Source organism: Pseudomonadota bacterium, assembly GCA_039193195.1.
Lineage (GTDB): Bacteria > Pseudomonadota > Gammaproteobacteria > Steroidobacterales > JBCBZW01 > JBCBZW01.
This window is the reverse complement of sequence record JBCCWS010000002.1, coordinates 468,683-486,572: the sequence shown is the minus strand read 5'-3', so window position 1 is coordinate 486,572 and position 17,890 is coordinate 468,683. Positions and strand designations below refer to the sequence as shown.

Sequence of the window (17,890 nt, the reverse complement as noted above, 5' to 3'; positions counted from 1 at the left end):
TTTTTACCTCGGTGACTGATCTGAAGCGTAAGCTCATGCGCTACGTACGCCAGTACAACAAGTCGCCAAAGACCGTGAAGTGGAAGTACTTCGACCCAACGCGCCGAATCGCTACTGAATCAGCTGTTACAGGACACTAGTGCTGTTTTTCTACGTGTTGGCCTCGGCAAGCCCGCCGCAACACGCGTCAGAGGACGTTTTCACGCCCATGATCTTGTTGATTTTCTTGTTTTTTCCAATTTGGCTATTCACTTTCCTAGCGGGTGTTTGGCCACGGGCAGGAGTCTTCATCGTCATGTTGCTTGCGTCGACGCTCTGCGGTGCTGCAGTGGCCGGCATCGTCGTCCATGCGCGCATCGGTCAGCTTTTCGACAATGAAAACTTCGTGGGATTCACTCTGCTGCTTTGCTACGGCGCGAGCATCATTGCCGCAGCATCTCATTACCTGAACGCCGTGTTGGGTTCACGGCTTGCGACGACCAGATGATTCGGTCCAGGCTGCCACCGATACGGGTAGGTGCCCTGCTGGGGACGCTATTGGCCTTCGTGTTCTGTCTCGTGGTCTGGGCGTTCGCCGCCTGGTTGCTGTTCACGCAGCATTCAACGCTCTCGCTTCACGACTTGGCAATGATCACCGCAGTAACGGCTGCCATTGGTGGCTGCACAGGCTTCTTCGTAGGCGCGCTCTTCGCGCTGTCCTTCAACTACGCGCAGCGAGGCGTCTGGGAAGACGCTTGAGCCCCGCCCACCCTGCAGATGCCCAGAGATAGGGGCCCTCTCGTACAGCTAGTCTGAGGTTCTGGAGAGCCTTGAGGGACAGAGGACGACGAGATGAAGCGTGAGCAGATCCAACTGCTGCTGTCCTTCCTGACCGCTGCCATGCTCGCCGGCATCGCAGCACTTCACGGCAGCGGGTTCTTCTACGCATCGAGCACTATCGCAAAATGCGACCTGCCCGACTTTCTTCAGCGGGTGCTGCCAGCACTGTGGCTCTACCCTTCGGCCTTGATGGTCATCCTCGCCAGCGTGGTGCTGCTCACGCTGCGGCGCCTGTCGGGGCGCTCACTGGTACTACGCATGATCGCCGTCATCGTGGCCGCAAACGCCGTGCTGGGCTTCGTCCTCGGCGGTTGGGTCCCCGGGGGCGTCTTAGTGCTGGTCGCAGGCCTCGTCTGGGCACTGGCCATGCTCACCCATGCCTAACGGTGGCTAGGACGCACGCTTCGGAGCAGTATGTGGAGACCCAAACGCCCGTCTGGGATTCGCTCCATATGCTCTTCTTGGACACCGACCCTCGGACGCTACGAGGGCATGGCGAAAGGGTGTGCACAGCGTCGCCGAACAACTCGCACGAACTTGAGGCAATTCTCTACAACGAACTGCTTTTAGCGCTGCGCGCCAACCTATCTTCCGTTGCCGGCGCCTGGTGCGGCTTTGACCCTAGCGGATTGATCGAGCACGTACCTGGAGAATCACGAACTCAGCAAGCGCCGCCCACCCCTTGGACGCTGAACGGTCAGCGGATACTAGTCTACGGTGTGCGCGAGATGATTGCAGACCGATGGGACAGCACAGTCGCCGGTGGATCAGAGCACCACCTGATATCCGTATTCAGCACCCACATACGCACTCTTTAACACTCCGGCACATGACATACCCAATTCTATTCCTGCGGATCAAGGCGATGTTTACGGATTCGCTGATCCTAAGCATCCTGGTGATTTTCCTCGCCTTCCTACCAGGGAAGCTCGGCATCAATGCTCCCGCGCTGGGTTGGCTCATCCTCATCGGACCGCTGCTGCTGTTCGAGCCGTTGATGATCTGGCGCACCGGTGGCAGCGTAGGGCACCACTACGCCGGCATTCGGGCCGTCAGCGAGCGCTCGGGCGAGAGCCTGTTCGTTTTGAACGGCATCGCTCGCCGGGCGGTCAAGCTCTTGCTGGGAGTGCCGTCAGTCCGCACGATGGTAATCACTAAACGACATCGATCCCTGCACGATTTGCTAAACGGATCGGTCGTGGTGTTCAAGGGCGCGGCACGCGCCCCAGAGCGACACAAGTTGGCGCCGCGGGACGTCAACTACGTCGGTCGAAAGCCCTCTGTGCGGAGGCGCTTGGCGCCCAAGAGATAGTCATGATCGTGCGGTATGCGTGATTTCGTACTGGCCCAGCTGAACATCGCCGAGCTGCTCGCGCCGATCGACTCGCCGCGCCTAGCCGACTTCGTCGGCAATCTCGAGCGCATCAACGCCCTCGCCGAGCAATCACCAGGCTTCGTCTGGCGCCTGCAAACGGACGACGGTGACGCCACGGCCCTGCGCCCCTTTGGCGAGAACTGCATCGTGAACATGTCCGTCTGGCAGGACGTGGAGTCCCTGCATCACTACGTCTTCCACACCGCTCACCTAGAAATCATGAGGCGCCGGAAGGAGTGGTTCGGTCGACTCAAGCAGGCCACGACGGTGATGTGGTGGATTCAGGCAGACCACATCCCTACGGTCGTCGAGGCGAAGGAGAAGTTAGGCCACTTGCGCGCTCATGGACCAACGGCTGAAGCGTTTACCTTCAAGCGCTCGTACCCGATGCCTGGCTCTGACACGCAAGGGACGGACGCCTTCGAGGATGCCTGCCCGGCGCTCTGAAGGCGCCGACCACACTGCAGTAAGCCACCCACCACTTCTTGCCTAGGCGCTGCAACTATCGAAACTTAGATCCATCAACTAACTTTTTATTTAGCTCAAAGACAGCACGCACCAGACCCGAACTATCGCTGAGTTGCAATCGGTAACCTCGGTTCTCCAAATGATAGGTGCGGACCGCAGGCAGCATCCTGAGGTACCGCTGCTCCAGCATATCGTTCGCACAGCCCATGCGGGTGCCGGCGAAGTGCGGGCCGAGCAGCAGGTGCTCACCGGCGAGCACATCGTAGGGACCCGTGAATCGGTTGCAGTAGGCGCTACCGAACGCTCTGCCATCCGCCAACGTCAGGTCGATAGTGCGCGTCCCCTCCATCGCGATGACGGCGCCCTCAAGCTGCACTAAGCGCCACTCGATGCCCTCGATCCGTGGATCCACCACGCCCTTCGCCAGCCGGTATTGCTCGGCCGAGGCACCGGCGATTCGCACGCCAGCGCCGTTTAGCTGGAACAGCGCGCTCTCGCCAACCTGATACTCCAGGGCGGTGCCGTCGCCGCCTACGTCTCTAAGCATCACGCGATCGCCCTCGGGCGACCAGGTGAAGGTACCGATCTCTACGGACCGTGCGTCTTCTGGCTTGAGGAACTGGAGGGCGTATTCGTAAGTGCCGTCCTCACGCAGGGTGATCGCCGTGTCGAGCGCCTCACCATCGGCAGCGAGAATCAAGCCGCGGTAGCGCCCCGCCCAATCCAAGGCATCGCGACTGCTTTGTCCGCTCGTAACCGTGGGCGAAGCCTCATCGACACCTGATTCAGAGTCGACGCAGCCGCCTAGGGTCGCCACGGTAACTGCGGCAACCCACCAGCGCCGCATCGGCAACGTGGATATCATTTCTATTTCCTTAGAGGCCGCCAGCCTGCGGGGTGCATCGTGCGGTGGCGCAGCCGCTGCTCATCTGCGCCGCCGCCGAGCGCATGGTACAACGCGACGTACCAGCATCGCCTGAACGCCTCCGGGACCGGCACCCAGGCTACCCGCTCGCGTGCGGGAGAGACAGGGAGGGCGCAGCGACGAAAACTCTGAACACGATGGCAAGCACCGCCCGTCTTCCGAAAAGGATAGCGGCTGTGTGTTACAGAACTCGCGGTAACCAACAGGTGCTGCGCAGCGACAGTATAGTCATCGTCTCTGGACGTTCTGTGCATGGAGTCCAGGGCATGATGAGCAGGTTGGATGCTCTCGCTCACCGGGGACGACGCTAGAACTGACGCTGGGGTCCGCGACAGTGCTCGACACCAGCTGATGCGAAGACTAGGCGAACGCACTGGACCTGTCGATGACGCGACCGGCGATGAGGAGTTGAGCTGATGAACGGAATTTTGGCGGCACTCGATGTCATGGCGACCCTCCTGGTGGCCTTTGTTGGCCTTGCGATCGTGGCCATTGCGGTGGTGTTCGTGCTCGACGTCACCCAGCGCAAACACGCCATTCGGCGCAACTTCCCCGTGATCGGTCACCTGCGCTACCTCTTCGAACACCTCGGAGAGTTCTTCCGCCAGTATTTCTTCGCCATGGACCGAGAGGAGCTGCCTTTCAACCGCGCCATGCGCTCTTGGGTGTACCGGGCGGCCAAGGGCGCGGACAACACCGTGGCGTTCGGTTCCACCCGAGACTTACGCCCGACCGGCACCGCCATCTTCGTCAACTGCCCTTACCCGACGCTCGACCGCGACGCGAGCCCCATCGGCCCCATCACCATCGGCCCCCACGCGGCACAGCCCTACACCACCCGCGCCTTGTTCCACATCTCAGCCATGAGCTACGGCGCCATCTCGCGCCCCGCCGTGACCGCTCTATCGCACGGTGCCCAGATGGCCGGGGTGTGGATGAACACCGGGGAAGGCGGCCTGAGCCCCTACCACCTTGAGGGCGGCGCAGACATCGTGTTCCAGATCGGCACGGCGAAGTACGGCGTGCGCAACGACCAGGGCGGCCTTTGCGACGACAAGCTGCGTGAGATCTCCGCCCACCCCGCCGTAAAGATGTTCGAGCTGAAGCTAAGTCAGGGCGCCAAGCCTGGCAAGGGCGGCATCCTCCCAGGCGCAAAGGTGAACGCGGAGATCGCTGCCATCCGCGGCATCCCAGAGGGCCATGACTCGATCAGCCCCAATCGCCACCCAGACATCGACTCGGCGGAGGAACTACTCGATGCCATCGAGCACATCCGCGAGGTATCGGGTAAGCCCATCGGCTTCAAGATGGTGCTCGGCGCCTATGGCTGGTTGGACGATCTGTGCGCCGAGATCGCCCGCCGCGGCGAGCGCTCGGCACCGGATTTCATCACCGTGGACAGCGCCGACGGCGGCACCGGCGCCGCCCCCATGAGCCTGATCGACTACATGGGCTTGCCCCTGCGCGAATCCCTACCGATGGTGGTTGATAAGCTCGACGAGTACGGCCTGCGCCCGCGCGTGCGCGTGGTCGCCAGCGGCAAGCTGGTCACCCCGGCCGAGGTGGGCCTGGCCATTTGCGTGGGCGCGGACTTCATCGCCTCGGCCCGCGGCTACATGTTCGCCCTTGGCTGTATTCAGGCTCTGCAGTGCAACCGCAATACTTGCCCCACGGGCATCACCACTCACGATAAGCGCCTGCAAGCTGGCCTCGACGTGACCGACAAGGCCGAGCGCGTGAAGCGCTACGCCGACTCCATCCACAAGGAGATTGGCATCATCGCCCACTCCTGTGGGGTCAGCGAGCCTAGGCGCTTGCGCCGCTACCATTGCCGGGTGATCGGCGACGACGGCCGCTCACGCGCCCTCCATGAGCTGTACCCCCCGGTCAGCCAGAAGCCTCAACGCGTTGCGTAGGCCTCGGAAGACTCGGGGACTGGGTGTTGAGGGCGCTGCAAGAATGGCGCGCCCTAGTGCGCCGCCTGCGGCCCCAAGGGCACAGCGTCGCACTGGAGAATATCCACCAACGCGTCCTGCGGCACCGGCGGAGAGAATAGGAAGCCTTGATACTCCAAGCATCCCCGCTCGCGCACCCAATCCAGCTGCGCTGCCGTCTCGATACCTTCGGCGATGATGTCCATCTTCAGCAGCTGCGCCATGGAGACGATCAGCTCGGTCACTGGTCGCGCCGCGTTAAGGCCGTTGATGAAGGAACGATCGATCTTCAGGCAGTCCAGCGGATAGCGGTGCAGGTAGGCGAGGTTTGAGTAGCCGGTGCCGAAATCGTCGATGGCGATGCGGAAGCCAACCTCACGAAGCTCCTTTACGCGCTCGGCCGTAGGCGCGTCGTGACCGAGCAGCACCGATTCGGTGATCTCGAGCATGATGTCCTTCGGACGGCGGTCGTAGCGCTTCACAAGCGCCAACAGATCTTCGATCAGGTGGTCGGTGCCCAGCTGCAGCGGCGAGAGGTTCAGCGACAGTCCCAGTTGATAGCCCATTCGCTCCCATTCGGCCTGGGCCTGAAAGGAGCGCTCCACCACGAAATGGGCCAACTCATCGATGTATCCCATGCGCTCGCAGGTGCTAACGAAATCATCAGGTTCGACAAGGCCGCGGGTGGGATGATGCCAGCGAGCGAGTGCCTCGACGCCACAGATCTGGCCATCGCTGAGGCGCACCCTCGGCTGGTAGAACACCTCGAACTCAGCCCGCTCGAAGGCGCGCCGGAGGTCGCGTTCGAGCGTGAGGCGGGCGTTGACCACTGCGCTCAGCTGTGGAGTGAAAAACACCAGCGTGTTGCGGCCACGCGCCTTGGCCTCGTACACGGCAAGATCGGCGTGGCGCATGAGCGTCTCCAGGTCCTCGCCGTCATCGGGGAAGAGACTAACGCCTAAGGTAGGCGTTACGCTCACCTCGCGACCGTCCAGAACGACCGGTTCCGATAGGGCTTGTGTGACCCGCGCGGAGAGCGCCTTGAGGTGCTCGCGAATATCTCGCGCGGAGGCCAAAATCAAAAACTCATCACCGCCAAGGCGAGCGATGAGATCACCCTGGCGCACGACGGCGCGGAGGCGGTCTGCAGTCTCCATGAGCAGGCGATCGCCGGCCGCATGCCCGAGGGAGTCGTTCACATCCTTGAAGTTGTCGAGGTCGATGAACACGATCGCGCCCTGCTCGCCACGCTCACGCACCTCCGCGAGCCGCTCGCCAAAGCGCTCGTTGACGTAGTTGCGATTGGGGAGCTGGGTCAGGGTGTCGTGGTTGGCGAGGAACTGAGCACAGTGCTCGGCGCTCTTCAGGCTGCTGACATCCACTTCGCTGAGCAACCAGGCGGTCTGGCCGCTGATCGGATCGTGGCATCGGCGCGCCGAGATGTCGTGCCAGCGTACTTCGCCGAAGGCATTGACCTGGGCCGTGATATTACCGACCCCCGTGCTGCGCAGGGCGAGCGTCAGCGAGCGGTAGTCAGCCGGCGAGGAAAAGTGCTCCTCGAGGGCGCTCGGACCGTCCTTGAGCGCGGCGCGCGATGCTGGGTTTCGGTAGATGGCGACACCGGCCTGGTCGTAGAGGGTGATCATGACTGGCGTGTGCACCAGCGCTTCGACGCTGCGTAGGCCGTCGGCATCCAACGGGTGATCCTGCAGGCCTTCCACCAGCATGGCCATGCGGCCGTCGTCGAGGGGAAAGGCCGAGTGCACGACGTGCAAAGTGGCCGGCTGTCCGTTGGGGTATAGGGTCCAGACGTCGTTGAACACTGCGCTCGGGTCCTCGCGCAGGTCGGCCCGATACTGCTCTAGGCGCGTCGCGATTTCGGGCGACATGTCTGCGCCCATATCCCTTGAGGAGAGCTCCTCCAGACTCTGCGCCTGCCAAATGATTAAGCCCGCCTCGTTTGCCCAATGCACGCGCAGGTTGTCCGGATCGAACACCCAGACTGGCTGGCGTAGCTGGTCAAGCACGCGAAATTGATCATCATTTGCCATCGACGGCATCGCCCTTTGGAGCCCACCAAAGCCCGCTAAGTGTGCCCCACTCGTCGACCCTTGTGGGCAAAAGAATGTTGTTCGGCGCGGCAGCAAACGGGCCGAATTGCTTGGCGAGGGCAGTCCCCTCAGCCACCGCTTCACTTCTAGGGCATTCGCCTTAGAGGACGTGCGAAAAACCGGATGAGTGGCACCTACTGCGGTGCCCGGCGCGACTTCGCCCCGGAGCGAATGATCATCATCCGCATCAATCCCGGAAAGTGGCGCGCAAACCACACGCTGCTGCGACCGTGGCGGGTGAAGACCTGCTCCGCCTTGCGCGTCTCCACGGCTCGCAACATGATCTGCGCCGCCTTCGGTGTAGGCATAACGAGCCACGTGGGCACACTGTCCTCTGCCTGCGGGTTGAAGGTGCCCTCGTTGTCGACGCGACGAATCTCGCTGGCCACGAAACCTGGGGCGAGATGGGTCACGGATATCCCATCGCCTTTGACTTCGGCCCGTAGGGAATCACACAAGGCGCGCACAGCGAATTTGCTAATGGAGTATGCCGACGTGCCCGGCAAGGAGATGTAGCCTGCCACGCTCCCGACGATACCGATGCGACCCCGCGATGCCTGCAGCGCGGGTATCGCCGCCTGCACCGTGCGCAGCACGCCAAACAGGTTGACGTCCAGCTGGCGCTGCAGATCCTCCGGCGCCAGCTTGGCTACCTTGCCCACGACACCGAAGCCCGCATTGGCGATCACCGCGTCGAGGCGCCCAAAGCGCTCCAGAGCTGGCGCTAGGACAGGTGATAAATCATTGCGTACGTCGCCTGGACAGACCATGACTCGGTCGCTCCCAAGCTCTTCGCGCAGCTTCTCCAAGCGATCCGTGCGACGGGCCGTGAGCACCAGCTGCGAGTGCGTCAAGCGCCTAGCCATGGTTTCGCCGATTCCGGAGGATGCGCCGGTGATCCAGACCACGGCACTGTTCAGTTCACTCACCGCCAAGCGCCTCCCGACGCACTCGCCGCCTGCTCGCGCGACCGAATGGATTCACTCGTCGACTGCCCCGTTCGAGGTGGCACTCAGCTCGCCAGATGCTCGCCGAAGAACTCCAGCGTACGTGACCAGGCGAGTTCCGCCGCGGCTTCGTTGTAGCGACCGGTGGAATCGTTGTGAAATCCATGATTCACGTCCGGGTACTCATGCATCACGTATTCGGCACCGTTGACTTCCAACGCTTGCTCGTAGGGCGGCCAGGTCGCATTCACCCGCTTGTCTAGGCCTGCGAGCTGCACCATCAGCGGGCCCTTGACCCGGGCACGAATCTGCTCAGCGGCAGGGGTCCCGTAGAACGGCACACCCGCATCGAGTTGCTCCGGGATGGCCGCGGCGAGCATGTTCACGATGTAGCCGCCAAAGCAGAACCCGACCGCACCAAGCTTGCCGCTCGACCGGGAGTGGGCCTTGAGCCAACCGGCAGCGGCGATGAAGTCTTGTTCGATCTTTCGATGCTCGAGGGACCGTTGCAGCGTGCGTCCCTCATCATCGTTTCCGGGATAGCCACCCTTGGGGTAAAGCGCGTCGGGGGCGAACGCGACGAACCCGGCCTTCGCCAACCGGCGAGCTACGTCTTTGATGTAGGGGTTCAAGCCGCGGTTCTCGTGTACCACCAACACGGCGGCAGCTGACCCCGCCTCGCGCAGGGTATCGGGGAGGACCAGATAGCCGCGACCTTCCCCGTGGCCACGCGGGGAGGAGAAGGTCTCATAGGTGGCGAAGATCGCAGGGTCGTTAAAGGAGACCTGCTCGGCCTGAGCGTAGCTGGGCATGAGCGCGGCGGTCAGCGTACTCAGAGACAAACCGGCCACGGTCGCCAGAGCAGCTAAGCGGCTCATGAACTCTCGCCGGGTCATCAGCCCGTGAGCGTACTCGTCGTACCAATCAAAGGCCTCTTGGGGAATAGGCAAGGTCGCAGTATCTTGGGCGGCACGGGCCATGGCAGCACTCCTTTGACGCGATGGATGCCAACGCTCCAAGTGCGTTGGCGGCACTCAAGGGTCCCAGCATAGCGCTGGATGCCGCTCAAGAGGTGGCGGAAGGGCCTTCGCCTTCTTGGTTGCGCATGGCGTCCGCCTCGCGCACGCCCGGCACCATGCGCCCGGAAAGGAAGATTCCGGCTTCGTACAGGAGGTACATCGGCACGGCGAGCAGGGTCTGGGAGATCACATCGGGCGGCGTCAGCAGCATGCCGATCACGAACGCACCCACAAAGACGTAGGCGCGCCACTGCTTTAGCTGCGAAGGCATTACGAGGCCTACCGACACGAGCAAAACCGTGGCCACGGGCACCTCGAAGGCAAGGCCAAAGGCGAAGAAGATGGCGAGGACGAAGTCGAGGTAGGCATTGATGTCAGTCATCACCGACACGCCCTCGGGCGCTACAGCATTGAAAAAACCAAACATCAACGGGAAGACCGCGAAGTACGCGAAGGCCACACCTGAGTAGAACAGCAGCGTGCTCGACACCATGAGGGGCATCACCAAGCGACGCTCTTGGCTGTACAAGCCCGGTGCGACGAAGGCCCACAATTGATACAGCACCATCGGCATCGCCAGGAATAGGGCGACGAACAGGGTGAGCTTGAACGGCGTTAGGAACGGCGACGCGACCTGGGTGGCGATCATGCTCGTCCCCTCGGGCAGGTGCACCAGCAGTGGCTGAGCTAGGAGGGTGAACAGCTTGCCGCTGAATGGGGCCAGGGGCAGGAACAGCACCAGCACCGCAATCACGGCCCAGAGGATGCGATTGCGCAACTCCACCAGGTGGGAGATCAACGAGGAGGCAGGCTCTAGCTCAGCCCCCGGCCCAACCTCATCGCGGGGCGCCTGCTCGCCGCTCGTCTTGGCGCCCTCAGCCTTTGGCGACATCGGCTGCACCTGCGCTGTCACTGGTGTCAGAGGACTCTTCCGCTTGCGTGCTGTCACCGGTTACCATCGTGGTCGTCTGCTTGGGCGATGGCGGCTTCACTGCGTCTTCCACCGACTTCAGCTCATCGCGAAACTGCCGCTCGCTCTCGCGCATCTTCGCCTCACTCTCTTCCTTGAAGCGGCGGATCTCCTCTAGGGCGAGCTCACGTTCGATCTCGTTGTTCATGCGCGTGACCGCCCGCCGCGCTTGGCCTACCCAACGCCCGACGAAACGCGCCACCTTCGGCAGCCGCTCCGGCCCGAGCACGAGCAAGCCAAGGGTGAAGATCACCAGCATTTCGAACAGGCCAGCGTCGAACATGGCGGACTCTACCGTCAGCGGCTAGTCGATTTAGGGAAGGCGGCGCGCGCGACGCCGGGCGAGCTTAGCGGGTCTCGCTAGGTTGCTTCTCAGCTTCCTGCGTGGACGCTTCGCTCGCGAGCGGCGGGTCGGCCTCGAGCTTCGGCGCCACCTCCGCATCCTTCTTCGCGGCGGCCTCGCCGTCGTCCTCACTCATGGCCTTGCGAAAGCCCTTAAGGGCGCCGCCAAGGTCACCGCCAATGGTGCGCAGCCTGCCGGTCCCAAAGATCACTACAACGATCCCGAGGACGATGAGAAGCTGCCAGATGCCGATGCCGCCGATTCCCATGGATCCTCCCAGAAACGAGTGCAGGTCTGAAGATTAGGCGCGGAGTATATCAGTTCAAAAGCGACGCTCAGTTGACACAACCCTCAGGGAAAAGGTCACCGGACCATCATTCACGAGAGACACCTGCATGTCCGCACCAAACTTGCCGCATGCGACCCTACCCTGGTGATTAAGTCGTGCCTGCTCAACAAGATACGCAAATAGGGCTTCACCCTCGTCCGGCGGCGCAGCCGACGTGAAGCTCGCTCGCATGCCGCTGGTGGTGTCGGCAGCCAGGGTGAACTGGGGAACCAGCAACAGGCCACCGGCCAGCTGCGTGAGGCTTCGGTTCATGCGTCCTTGGTCATCGGCGAATACCCGGTAGCCGAGGAGGCGCTGGAGCAGACGGTCCGCCTGTGGCTTTGCATCGCCACGCTCAACGCCCACCAGCACGAGCAGGCCAGCGTCGATCTGAGCGATGCACGCTCCGGCCATCTCCACGCCCGCGCAACTCACGCGCTGAAGCAGACCAATCAATGCAATCCTCTCCGCCCTTTGGTCCAATGTCGGCCATCACACCGCATGGAAGGCCCCGATGCAAAGACGTGACTTCATCAGCGCGCTCGCCGGTGGCGCCGCTGCCGCCGGTCTCGCCGCGTGCGCCGACAGCCCCGAGAGCGCGGGCGCCCCCGCCGTCATCACCCGGAAGAAGTACCGCTGGAAGATGGTCACCACCTGGCCGCCCAACCTGCCCGGCCTCGCTACCGGCGGTGCCAACTTTGTGGCCAAGGCGATCGAGCAGATGAGCGGCGGGCGCATCGAGGTCAGCATCTACGGCGGGGGTGAGCTGGTGCCACCCTTTGAAGTATTCGATGCGGTCTCCAGTGGCACTGCGGAGCTAGGTCACGGCGCGTCCTACTACTGGAAGGACAAGTCCGAGGCCGCCCAGCTATTCACTTGCGTGCCCTTCGGAATGAACCCGCAAGAGATGAATGCCTGGCTCTTCTTCGGAGATGGCCTGGATCTTTGGCGCGAGCTCTACGCGCCCTTCGACGTGGTGCCACACCCAGCCGGCAATACTGGCGTGCAGGCCGGCGGTTGGTTCAACCGTGAGATCAACTCCGTGGGGGACCTGAAGGGCCTGAAGATGCGCATTCCGGGCCTTGGCGGCGAGGTGCTGCGCCGCGCCGGCGGCGTGCCGGTCAGCTTGCCCGGCGGAGAGATCTTCACCGCGCTGCAGACCGGCAACATCGACGCCACCGAATGGGTGAGCCCCTACAACGACCTCGCCTTTGGCCTACACAACGCGGCGAAGTACTACTACTACCCCGGCTGGCACGAACCTGGTCCAACCCTAGAGTGCATCGTCAACCGCCAGGTCTGGGAGGCACTCCCTGCAGACTTGCAGGCGGTGGTGCACTACGCCTCCCAAGCGGCCAACACGGCGATGATCTCCGAGTACACCGCGTTCAACGGCCCGGCCCTTGGCACCCTGAAGGACGAGCACGGCATCGACGTGCGCCCCTACCCCGACGATGTGATCGATCGCATGCGCACCCTGTCACGCGAGGTGCTAGAAGAGCTCGCCAGCAGCGACGATGAATTCGCCAAGGTGTATCGCTCCTACGCCGACTTCCAGGCCCGCGCCGCCCGCTGGATCGCCATCTCCGAACAGGCCTACGTGCGGTCGCGCGATGGCTGAGCGCAAGGCGCGGGTGGAGATGCTGGTCGCGACCCTCGCGATCGCGGTCAGCCTCGCCGCCCTGTTCGTGTCCGTGCTCGAGGTGAATGTGATGCGTTCGGAGGTGCGCCTGATGCGCGCCCAGGAACGCGCCGCCGTGTGGCCCTACCTCGACTTTGGCATCAGCTACGACAGCAGCGGCTTCGCCCTTGAAGTCGTTAACAAGGGCATTGGGCCGGCGCTCATCAAGCACGTTGCGGTCACCGACGCAGGCGGAGGTAGCTACACCACCTGGGGCGATATCATCGACGCGAGCCTGCCTGCCGGTCACGGACTCACCTGGTCAAACTACCTCACCAGCGCCCTGGCCAGTACCGTACTGTCGCCGCAAGAAGAAATGCGCGCCTTCCGCTATCCTGCGGGCGACCTGGACCCAGCACAGGGGTGGAATGAGACGGCGCGTACCCTGGCCAGCGCCATGGAAGCCCTGACATGGCAGGTGTGCTACTGCTCAGTCCTGGACGATTGCTGGGTCCGTCAGCGCGGTGAGGAGCCGCAGCCCACCGCAGGCGCCTGTGCCGAGATTTCAAAGACTGCCTTCGAGAATTGACGCGGCCATTGAGTAAAATCTGGAGCCCCAGCGGAGCGGTTCCCTTCGCACTCCGTAGAACTACGTAGTTGAGTGCGATCGCCCGCCGCGCGATCATGCGCTTTCGCCGGGGCACTCCCGGCTACGCAACGGGCGGGCGAGCACTTGAACAGTCCGGAGAGTTCACCACAGGACGAGGGTCCAGACACCCTCATCGACATCGTCAACGCCACCGTGTGGCGGGGCGAGAACTGCGTGTTCAAAGACTTCTCCCTGAGCGTCCCGCTCGGTGAGAGCGCGGTCGTGTTGGGCCCGAACGGCGCCGGCAAAAGCACCCTGCTGAAGTTGCTTACGCGCGAGGTGTACCCCACCGTGAAGGCGAGCAGCCACGTGCACGTGCTCGGCCAATCGCGCTGGGTGGTGCACGAGTTGCGGCGCCAACTTGGCATCGTCTCCCCGGACCTACAGGCGAACTTCCTGCCGGAGACAACCGGCCGCAGCGTCGTGCTCTCGGGTTTTGCTGCCAGCATCGGCACCCACGGCATCAACTACCGATTCACGCCGGAGCAGCTACATCAGACTGATTCCACGCTAGAACGCCTGGGCCTTGCGGACCTGCAGCACACGCGCTTCGCAGATCTGTCGACGGGCCAGCAGCGACGCCTCCTGTTGGCCCGCGCATTGGTGCATGAGCCGCGCGCCCTGGTGTTGGACGAGCCGTGCACAGGCCTAGACCTTGCCGGCATCATCTCCCTGCAGCACACGCTAAACGGACTCCTGCGCGACGGTGTCTCGATCGTGTTGGTCACCCATCAGGTCAGTGAGATCCCGCCGGCGATCGACCGCGTGGTGTTGCTGCAGGCGGGCGCGATCGTCGCGGACGGGTCGAAGCACCGCGTGCTGACAGGCCCCAACCTAAGCACTCTGTACGGCACGCCGATCGAGGTGCACGGCATCGGCGGGCACTTCGTCGCCCTACCGCATCAGCCGTAGATCAACTCCGGCAGCCAGGTCGCAAGGCTTGGGAACACGGCCAGAATCCCCAGCATCAGCAGCTGCAGCAGCACGAAGGGCAGCACGCCGCGGTAGATCTGCTCCGTCTGCACGCTCGCCGGCGCCACCCCACGCAGGTAGAACAAGGCAAAACCGAAGGGCGGCGTAAGAAAGCTGGTCTGTAGATTTAAAGCGATCATCACGCCGAGCCACACGGGGTCCACCCCCATGGCCAACAGCACAGGCCCCACGATCGGCACCACCACGAAGGTGATCTCGATGAAGTCGAGGACGAAGCCGAGCACGAACATGAGCAACATGACCGCCACCAGGGCGCCCACCGTGCCACCGGGAAGATCCGCCAGCAGCTCACGCACGAGCTCATCCCCACCAAAGCCGCGGAACACGAGGGAGAAGATCGAGGCGCCTATCAGAATCATAAACACCATGCTGGAGACGCGCGCCGTCGACTGCACCACTTCGCGCAGCGTAGCGAAGGATCGCTCACCGCGGAGCGCGGCGAGCACTAGGGCGCCGACCGCCCCCACCGCCGCGGCCTCCGTTGGTGTCGCGATGCCCGCCATGATCGACCCCAACACAGCGACGATCAGGAGTAGGGGCGGCAGCAACACGAAGAGCACCCGCAACGCCAATGGGCGTGGGTCGCCAGCTCCTTGCGTCGTCTCCGCCCTCCCGGGCGGCATACTCCCCGGGCGCACAACCGTCAGCACCAACAGCCAGGCAGCGTAGAGTCCCACCAGCAGTAGGCCCGGGACCAACGCGCCGAGGAACAGATCCCCCACGGAGACCGACTCAGGCGAGAAGATCCCCATGTCCCGTTGAGCCTGCGCGTATGCAGTGGAGAGCACATCGCCCAATAGAACGAGCACGATCGAGGGCGGAATGATCTGCCCAAGCGTGCCCGACGCGCAGATCGTGCCCGCGGCCACCTCCGCGCTGTAGCCACGCTTGAGCATGGTCGGCAGGGCCAGCAGCCCCATGGTTACCACCGTGGCGCCAACGATGCCCGTGCTTGCCGCCAGCAGCATGCCCACGAGCGTCACCGCCAGGCCAAGACCGCCGCGAAGGCGACCGAAGCAATCCGATAGGGTGCCGAGGAGATCCTCCGCGATGCGCGCCCGTTCCAGCATCACGCCCATGAATACGAATAGGGGCACGGCCACGAGAATCTCGCTGCTCATCACGCCGCCATAGATGCGGTTTGGCGTGGCGCCCAGGAAGGTGGGATCGAAGGTGCCCGTGAGCGTGCCGATCAGGGCAAAGATCAGCGCCGTGCCTGCCAGAGAGAAGGCGACCGGGAAGCCAGCCAGCAGCACCAACACCACAGCGGCGAACAGCGCTAGGGCCATGCCTTCGCCTCGCCGGCGCAGCGCGCAAGCGCGTCACGACAGCACATGGGTGAGCACCGTCGGCGCCGCTTTGGGCCGTTCTAGGGGCCGCCCCTGCAAGGTCGCTACGGCCCGCAGGGCGAGCGCTAGGCCCTGAAAGATGACCAAAATCGCCATCAGCACGAGTGCGCTCTTCGCCAAGGGCACAAAGGGAAAGGGCAGTCCGTCCGTCGCCCGCGAACTCTCCTGGCGCACCCAGGAGGCCACCGCGTAGGGCCAGGTGCTCCACAGAACAAAGCCTGCGACGGGCAACAGCAGGGCGAAGACCCCGGAGAGATCCACCAGCGCCCGCTGGCGCTCGCTCATGCGCCGATAGAACAGATCCACGCGCACGTGCTCATCGAGCTGCAGCGTGTAGGCCGCCGCCAGCAGGAACACCAGGCCGTGCATCCAGGTGGAGAGCTCCTGCAACCAGATGCGACCGAACTCGAACTGATAGCGCAGCACCACCACGACGAAGGTGAGCAGCACCATCGCCAAGGTACACCAGGCCACTACCTGCCCAACGCCGGCGCACACTCCCTCGATCGCGCGCACGCTCCGAGCCAGCAGGTCCGATCGGCGCGCCGCCGACACCTCGTCCATCTCGTTATCGCCTCCAGAAGGTGGGCGTGAGTAGGACCAGCAGTGTAAAGATCTCGAGCCGCCCGAGCAGCATCGCGCCCACGGAAATCCACTTCGCCGCGTCGGGCACGGTGGCAAAGCTGCCCGCAACATCGCCCAGACCCGGGCCCAAGTTGTTGAGCGTGGCTGCCACGGCGCCGAAGGCGGAGAGGGGATCGAGGCCCGTGACCATCATCATCAACAGGAAGCTTCCGAATACCACCAGGTACACGGAGAAGAAGCCCCAGACGGACTCCACCACGCGCAAGGGGACAGCGCGATTGCCCAGCTTGACCGGCACTTCAGAGTGCGGGTGGACGAGGCGGAACACCTCGCGCATGCCTTGCTTGTAGATGAGGACCCAGCGCACCACCTTCATACCGCCGGCAGTAGAACCCGCGCAACCGCCGATAAAGCTCGCCAACACCAGCAGCACCGGCAACGCACCGGGCCATGCCGTGTAGTTGTCCGTAGCGAATCCGGTGGTGGTCGCGATTGAGACCGCGTGGAACACCGCCTGAATGATCGATTCCGTATTGGAGTCGTAGTACTCGGTGATGGCGAGGTAGGCCACGCAAATCAAGGCGAGCACCACCATGAAGCCGAAGTAGTAACGAAACTCCGGATCTCGGATATAGGTCCGCAGCTGCCCGCCGCTACGCACGGCGGCAAAGTGAAGGGAGAAGTTCACCCCAGCCAAAAACATAAAGACGATGCCGAGCACCTCGACCACCGGATTCTCGAACCAACCGAAGCTGGCATCGTGGGTGGAAAAACCGCCGATGGCCACGGTGGAGAAGCTGTGCCCCACCGCATCGAACACATTCATCCCGGCAGACCAGTAGCCGAGGAAACAGGCCAGGGTCATCCCCAGGTAGACTAGCCACAGGTATTTTGCCGTCTCGGTGATACGCGGCGTAAGCTTGCTATCTTTCATCGGGCCGGGCGTCTCCGCCCGGTATAGCTGCATGCCGCCCACGCCGAGCATCGGCAGCACCGCTACCGCCAACACGATAATGCCCATACCTCCGAGCCACTGCAGCTGCTGGCGGTAGTACAAGACCGACGGCGCTTGCGCCTCGATGTTGGTCAGCACCGTGGCGCCGGTGGTGGTGAGCCCTGACATGGACTCGAACACGGCGTCGGGAAGACTCATCACCGGCGTGACCAGCAGCAGCAGCGGTATCGCGCCGAACAAACCCAGCACGATCCAGAACCCGGCCACCACGACGAACCCATCGCGCAAGCGCAGGTTCTCTCGCTGGGCCGCGGACAAGCGCCGTACGGGCACGAACATGAGCAAGCCCGACAGCGCCGTTAGACCGAGGGCACGAGCGAAGCCGAGCGCGTTGCCGTCATGGTAGGCGACGGCGATTAGGGCCGGGGGCAGCATAGTGATGCTAAACAGCATCAGCAGCACCCCGAGGATCCACTGCACGACGCGGGTATTCATGCCG

The 17,890-nt window shown here is 63.3% G+C and carries 21 protein-coding genes; 10 read left to right on the top strand and 11 right to left on the bottom strand.

The window, feature by feature from the left end; translation table 11 throughout:
- The 6 genes from AAGA68_04360 to AAGA68_04335 form a co-directional block, all read left to right on the top strand.
- Positions 1 to 140 (top strand): IS630 family transposase (locus AAGA68_04360; protein MEM9384269.1); only part of this gene is annotated, 140 nt, incomplete at its 5' end.
- The gene (locus AAGA68_04355; GenBank protein MEM9384268.1) at positions 140 to 487 is read left to right on the top strand and encodes a hypothetical protein; all 348 of its coding nucleotides are present in this window, start codon (positions 140 to 142) and stop codon (positions 485 to 487) included. The genes AAGA68_04360 and AAGA68_04355, both read left to right, overlap by 1 nt.
- The gene (locus AAGA68_04350) at positions 484 to 738 is read left to right on the top strand and encodes a hypothetical protein (GenBank protein ID MEM9384267.1); all 255 of its coding nucleotides are present in this window, start codon (positions 484 to 486) and stop codon (positions 736 to 738) included. Before AAGA68_04355 ends, AAGA68_04350 begins: the two co-directional genes overlap by 4 nt.
- Before the next feature lie 93 nt (positions 739 to 831).
- Positions 832 to 1,203, top strand: a complete 372-nt coding sequence (locus AAGA68_04345; protein MEM9384266.1) for a hypothetical protein — start codon at positions 832 to 834, stop codon at positions 1,201 to 1,203.
- Between the two features lie 358 nt (positions 1,204 to 1,561).
- Positions 1,562 to 2,131 (top strand): RDD family protein, encoded by a 570-nt coding sequence (locus AAGA68_04340; GenBank protein ID MEM9384265.1) that lies wholly within the window; start codon positions 1,562 to 1,564, stop codon positions 2,129 to 2,131.
- 15 nt (positions 2,132 to 2,146) lie between these two features.
- A complete protein-coding gene (locus AAGA68_04335) occupies positions 2,147 to 2,641 on the top strand; it encodes a DUF3291 domain-containing protein (protein MEM9384264.1) in 495 nt (164 codons plus the stop codon).
- Positions 2,642 to 2,696: 55 nt separating this feature from the next.
- On the opposite strand, the gene AAGA68_04330 is transcribed toward AAGA68_04335, so the two are convergent.
- A complete protein-coding gene (locus AAGA68_04330; protein MEM9384263.1) occupies positions 2,697 to 3,527 on the bottom strand; it encodes an META domain-containing protein in 831 nt (276 codons plus the stop codon).
- Between the two features lie 476 nt (positions 3,528 to 4,003).
- Here AAGA68_04330 and AAGA68_04325 point away from each other — a divergent pair, with 476 nt between their 5' ends.
- A complete protein-coding gene (locus AAGA68_04325; GenBank protein ID MEM9384262.1) occupies positions 4,004 to 5,503 on the top strand; it encodes an FMN-binding glutamate synthase family protein in 1,500 nt (499 codons plus the stop codon).
- Between the two features lie 53 nt (positions 5,504 to 5,556).
- Here the strand turns inward: AAGA68_04325 and AAGA68_04320 are convergent, their stop codons facing one another.
- The 7 genes from AAGA68_04320 to dtd form a co-directional block, all read right to left on the bottom strand.
- On the bottom strand, positions 5,557 to 7,572 hold the full coding sequence (locus AAGA68_04320; protein ID MEM9384261.1) for an EAL domain-containing protein: 2,016 nt from the start codon (positions 7,570 to 7,572) through the stop codon (positions 5,557 to 5,559).
- A 194-nt stretch (positions 7,573 to 7,766) separates the two neighbouring features.
- A complete protein-coding gene (locus AAGA68_04315; GenBank protein ID MEM9384260.1) occupies positions 7,767 to 8,561 on the bottom strand; it encodes an SDR family NAD(P)-dependent oxidoreductase in 795 nt (264 codons plus the stop codon).
- Positions 8,562 to 8,644: 83 nt separating this feature from the next.
- Positions 8,645 to 9,559: a dienelactone hydrolase family protein gene (locus AAGA68_04310; GenBank protein MEM9384259.1), complete on the bottom strand. Its 915-nt coding sequence runs from the start codon at positions 9,557 to 9,559 to the stop codon at positions 8,645 to 8,647.
- An 85-nt stretch (positions 9,560 to 9,644) separates the two neighbouring features.
- Positions 9,645 to 10,490, bottom strand: a complete 846-nt coding sequence (gene tatC / locus AAGA68_04305) for a twin-arginine translocase subunit TatC (GenBank protein MEM9384258.1) — start codon at positions 10,488 to 10,490, stop codon at positions 9,645 to 9,647.
- Positions 10,474 to 10,851: a Sec-independent protein translocase protein TatB gene (gene tatB, locus AAGA68_04300; protein ID MEM9384257.1), complete on the bottom strand. Its 378-nt coding sequence runs from the start codon at positions 10,849 to 10,851 to the stop codon at positions 10,474 to 10,476. The genes tatC and tatB overlap by 17 nt, the downstream gene beginning before the upstream one ends.
- Before the next feature lie 64 nt (positions 10,852 to 10,915).
- Positions 10,916 to 11,173, bottom strand: coding sequence for a twin-arginine translocase TatA/TatE family subunit (gene tatA, locus AAGA68_04295; GenBank protein MEM9384256.1), 258 nt, complete (start codon positions 11,171 to 11,173; stop codon positions 10,916 to 10,918).
- A 60-nt stretch (positions 11,174 to 11,233) separates the two neighbouring features.
- Entirely contained in the window at positions 11,234 to 11,695 is a 462-nt protein-coding gene (dtd, locus tag AAGA68_04290) for a D-aminoacyl-tRNA deacylase (GenBank protein MEM9384255.1), read from the bottom strand.
- Positions 11,696 to 11,753: 58 nt separating this feature from the next.
- Between dtd and dctP the strand changes: the two genes are divergently transcribed.
- The 3 genes from dctP to AAGA68_04275 all read left to right on the top strand — a co-directional run bounded on the left by dctP (position 11,754) and on the right by AAGA68_04275 (position 14,421).
- Complete coding sequence (gene dctP, locus AAGA68_04285; protein ID MEM9384254.1) at positions 11,754 to 12,860, top strand: TRAP transporter substrate-binding protein DctP; 1,107 nt, start codon at positions 11,754 to 11,756, stop codon at positions 12,858 to 12,860.
- Entirely contained in the window at positions 12,853 to 13,449 is a 597-nt protein-coding gene (locus AAGA68_04280) for a hypothetical protein (protein ID MEM9384253.1), read from the top strand. Before dctP ends, AAGA68_04280 begins: the two co-directional genes overlap by 8 nt.
- A gap of 144 nt (positions 13,450 to 13,593) precedes the next feature.
- Positions 13,594 to 14,421, top strand: a complete 828-nt coding sequence (locus AAGA68_04275; protein ID MEM9384252.1) for an ATP-binding cassette domain-containing protein — start codon at positions 13,594 to 13,596, stop codon at positions 14,419 to 14,421.
- Here AAGA68_04275 and AAGA68_04270 read toward each other — a convergent pair.
- Genes AAGA68_04270 through AAGA68_04260 form a run of 3 tightly spaced genes read right to left on the bottom strand, consistent with a single transcriptional unit; the run spans position 14,412 to position 17,886 of the window.
- On the bottom strand, positions 14,412 to 15,791 hold the full coding sequence (locus AAGA68_04270; GenBank protein MEM9384251.1) for a TRAP transporter large permease subunit: 1,380 nt from the start codon (positions 15,789 to 15,791) through the stop codon (positions 14,412 to 14,414). The two genes, AAGA68_04275 and AAGA68_04270, sit on opposite strands and share 10 nt — an antisense overlap.
- A gap of 33 nt (positions 15,792 to 15,824) precedes the next feature.
- Positions 15,825 to 16,415, bottom strand: coding sequence for a TRAP transporter small permease subunit (locus AAGA68_04265; protein MEM9384250.1), 591 nt, complete (start codon positions 16,413 to 16,415; stop codon positions 15,825 to 15,827).
- Between the two features lie 4 nt (positions 16,416 to 16,419).
- On the bottom strand, positions 16,420 to 17,886 hold the full coding sequence (locus AAGA68_04260; protein MEM9384249.1) for a TrkH family potassium uptake protein: 1,467 nt from the start codon (positions 17,884 to 17,886) through the stop codon (positions 16,420 to 16,422).
- Positions 17,887 to 17,890 lie beyond the last annotated feature (4 nt).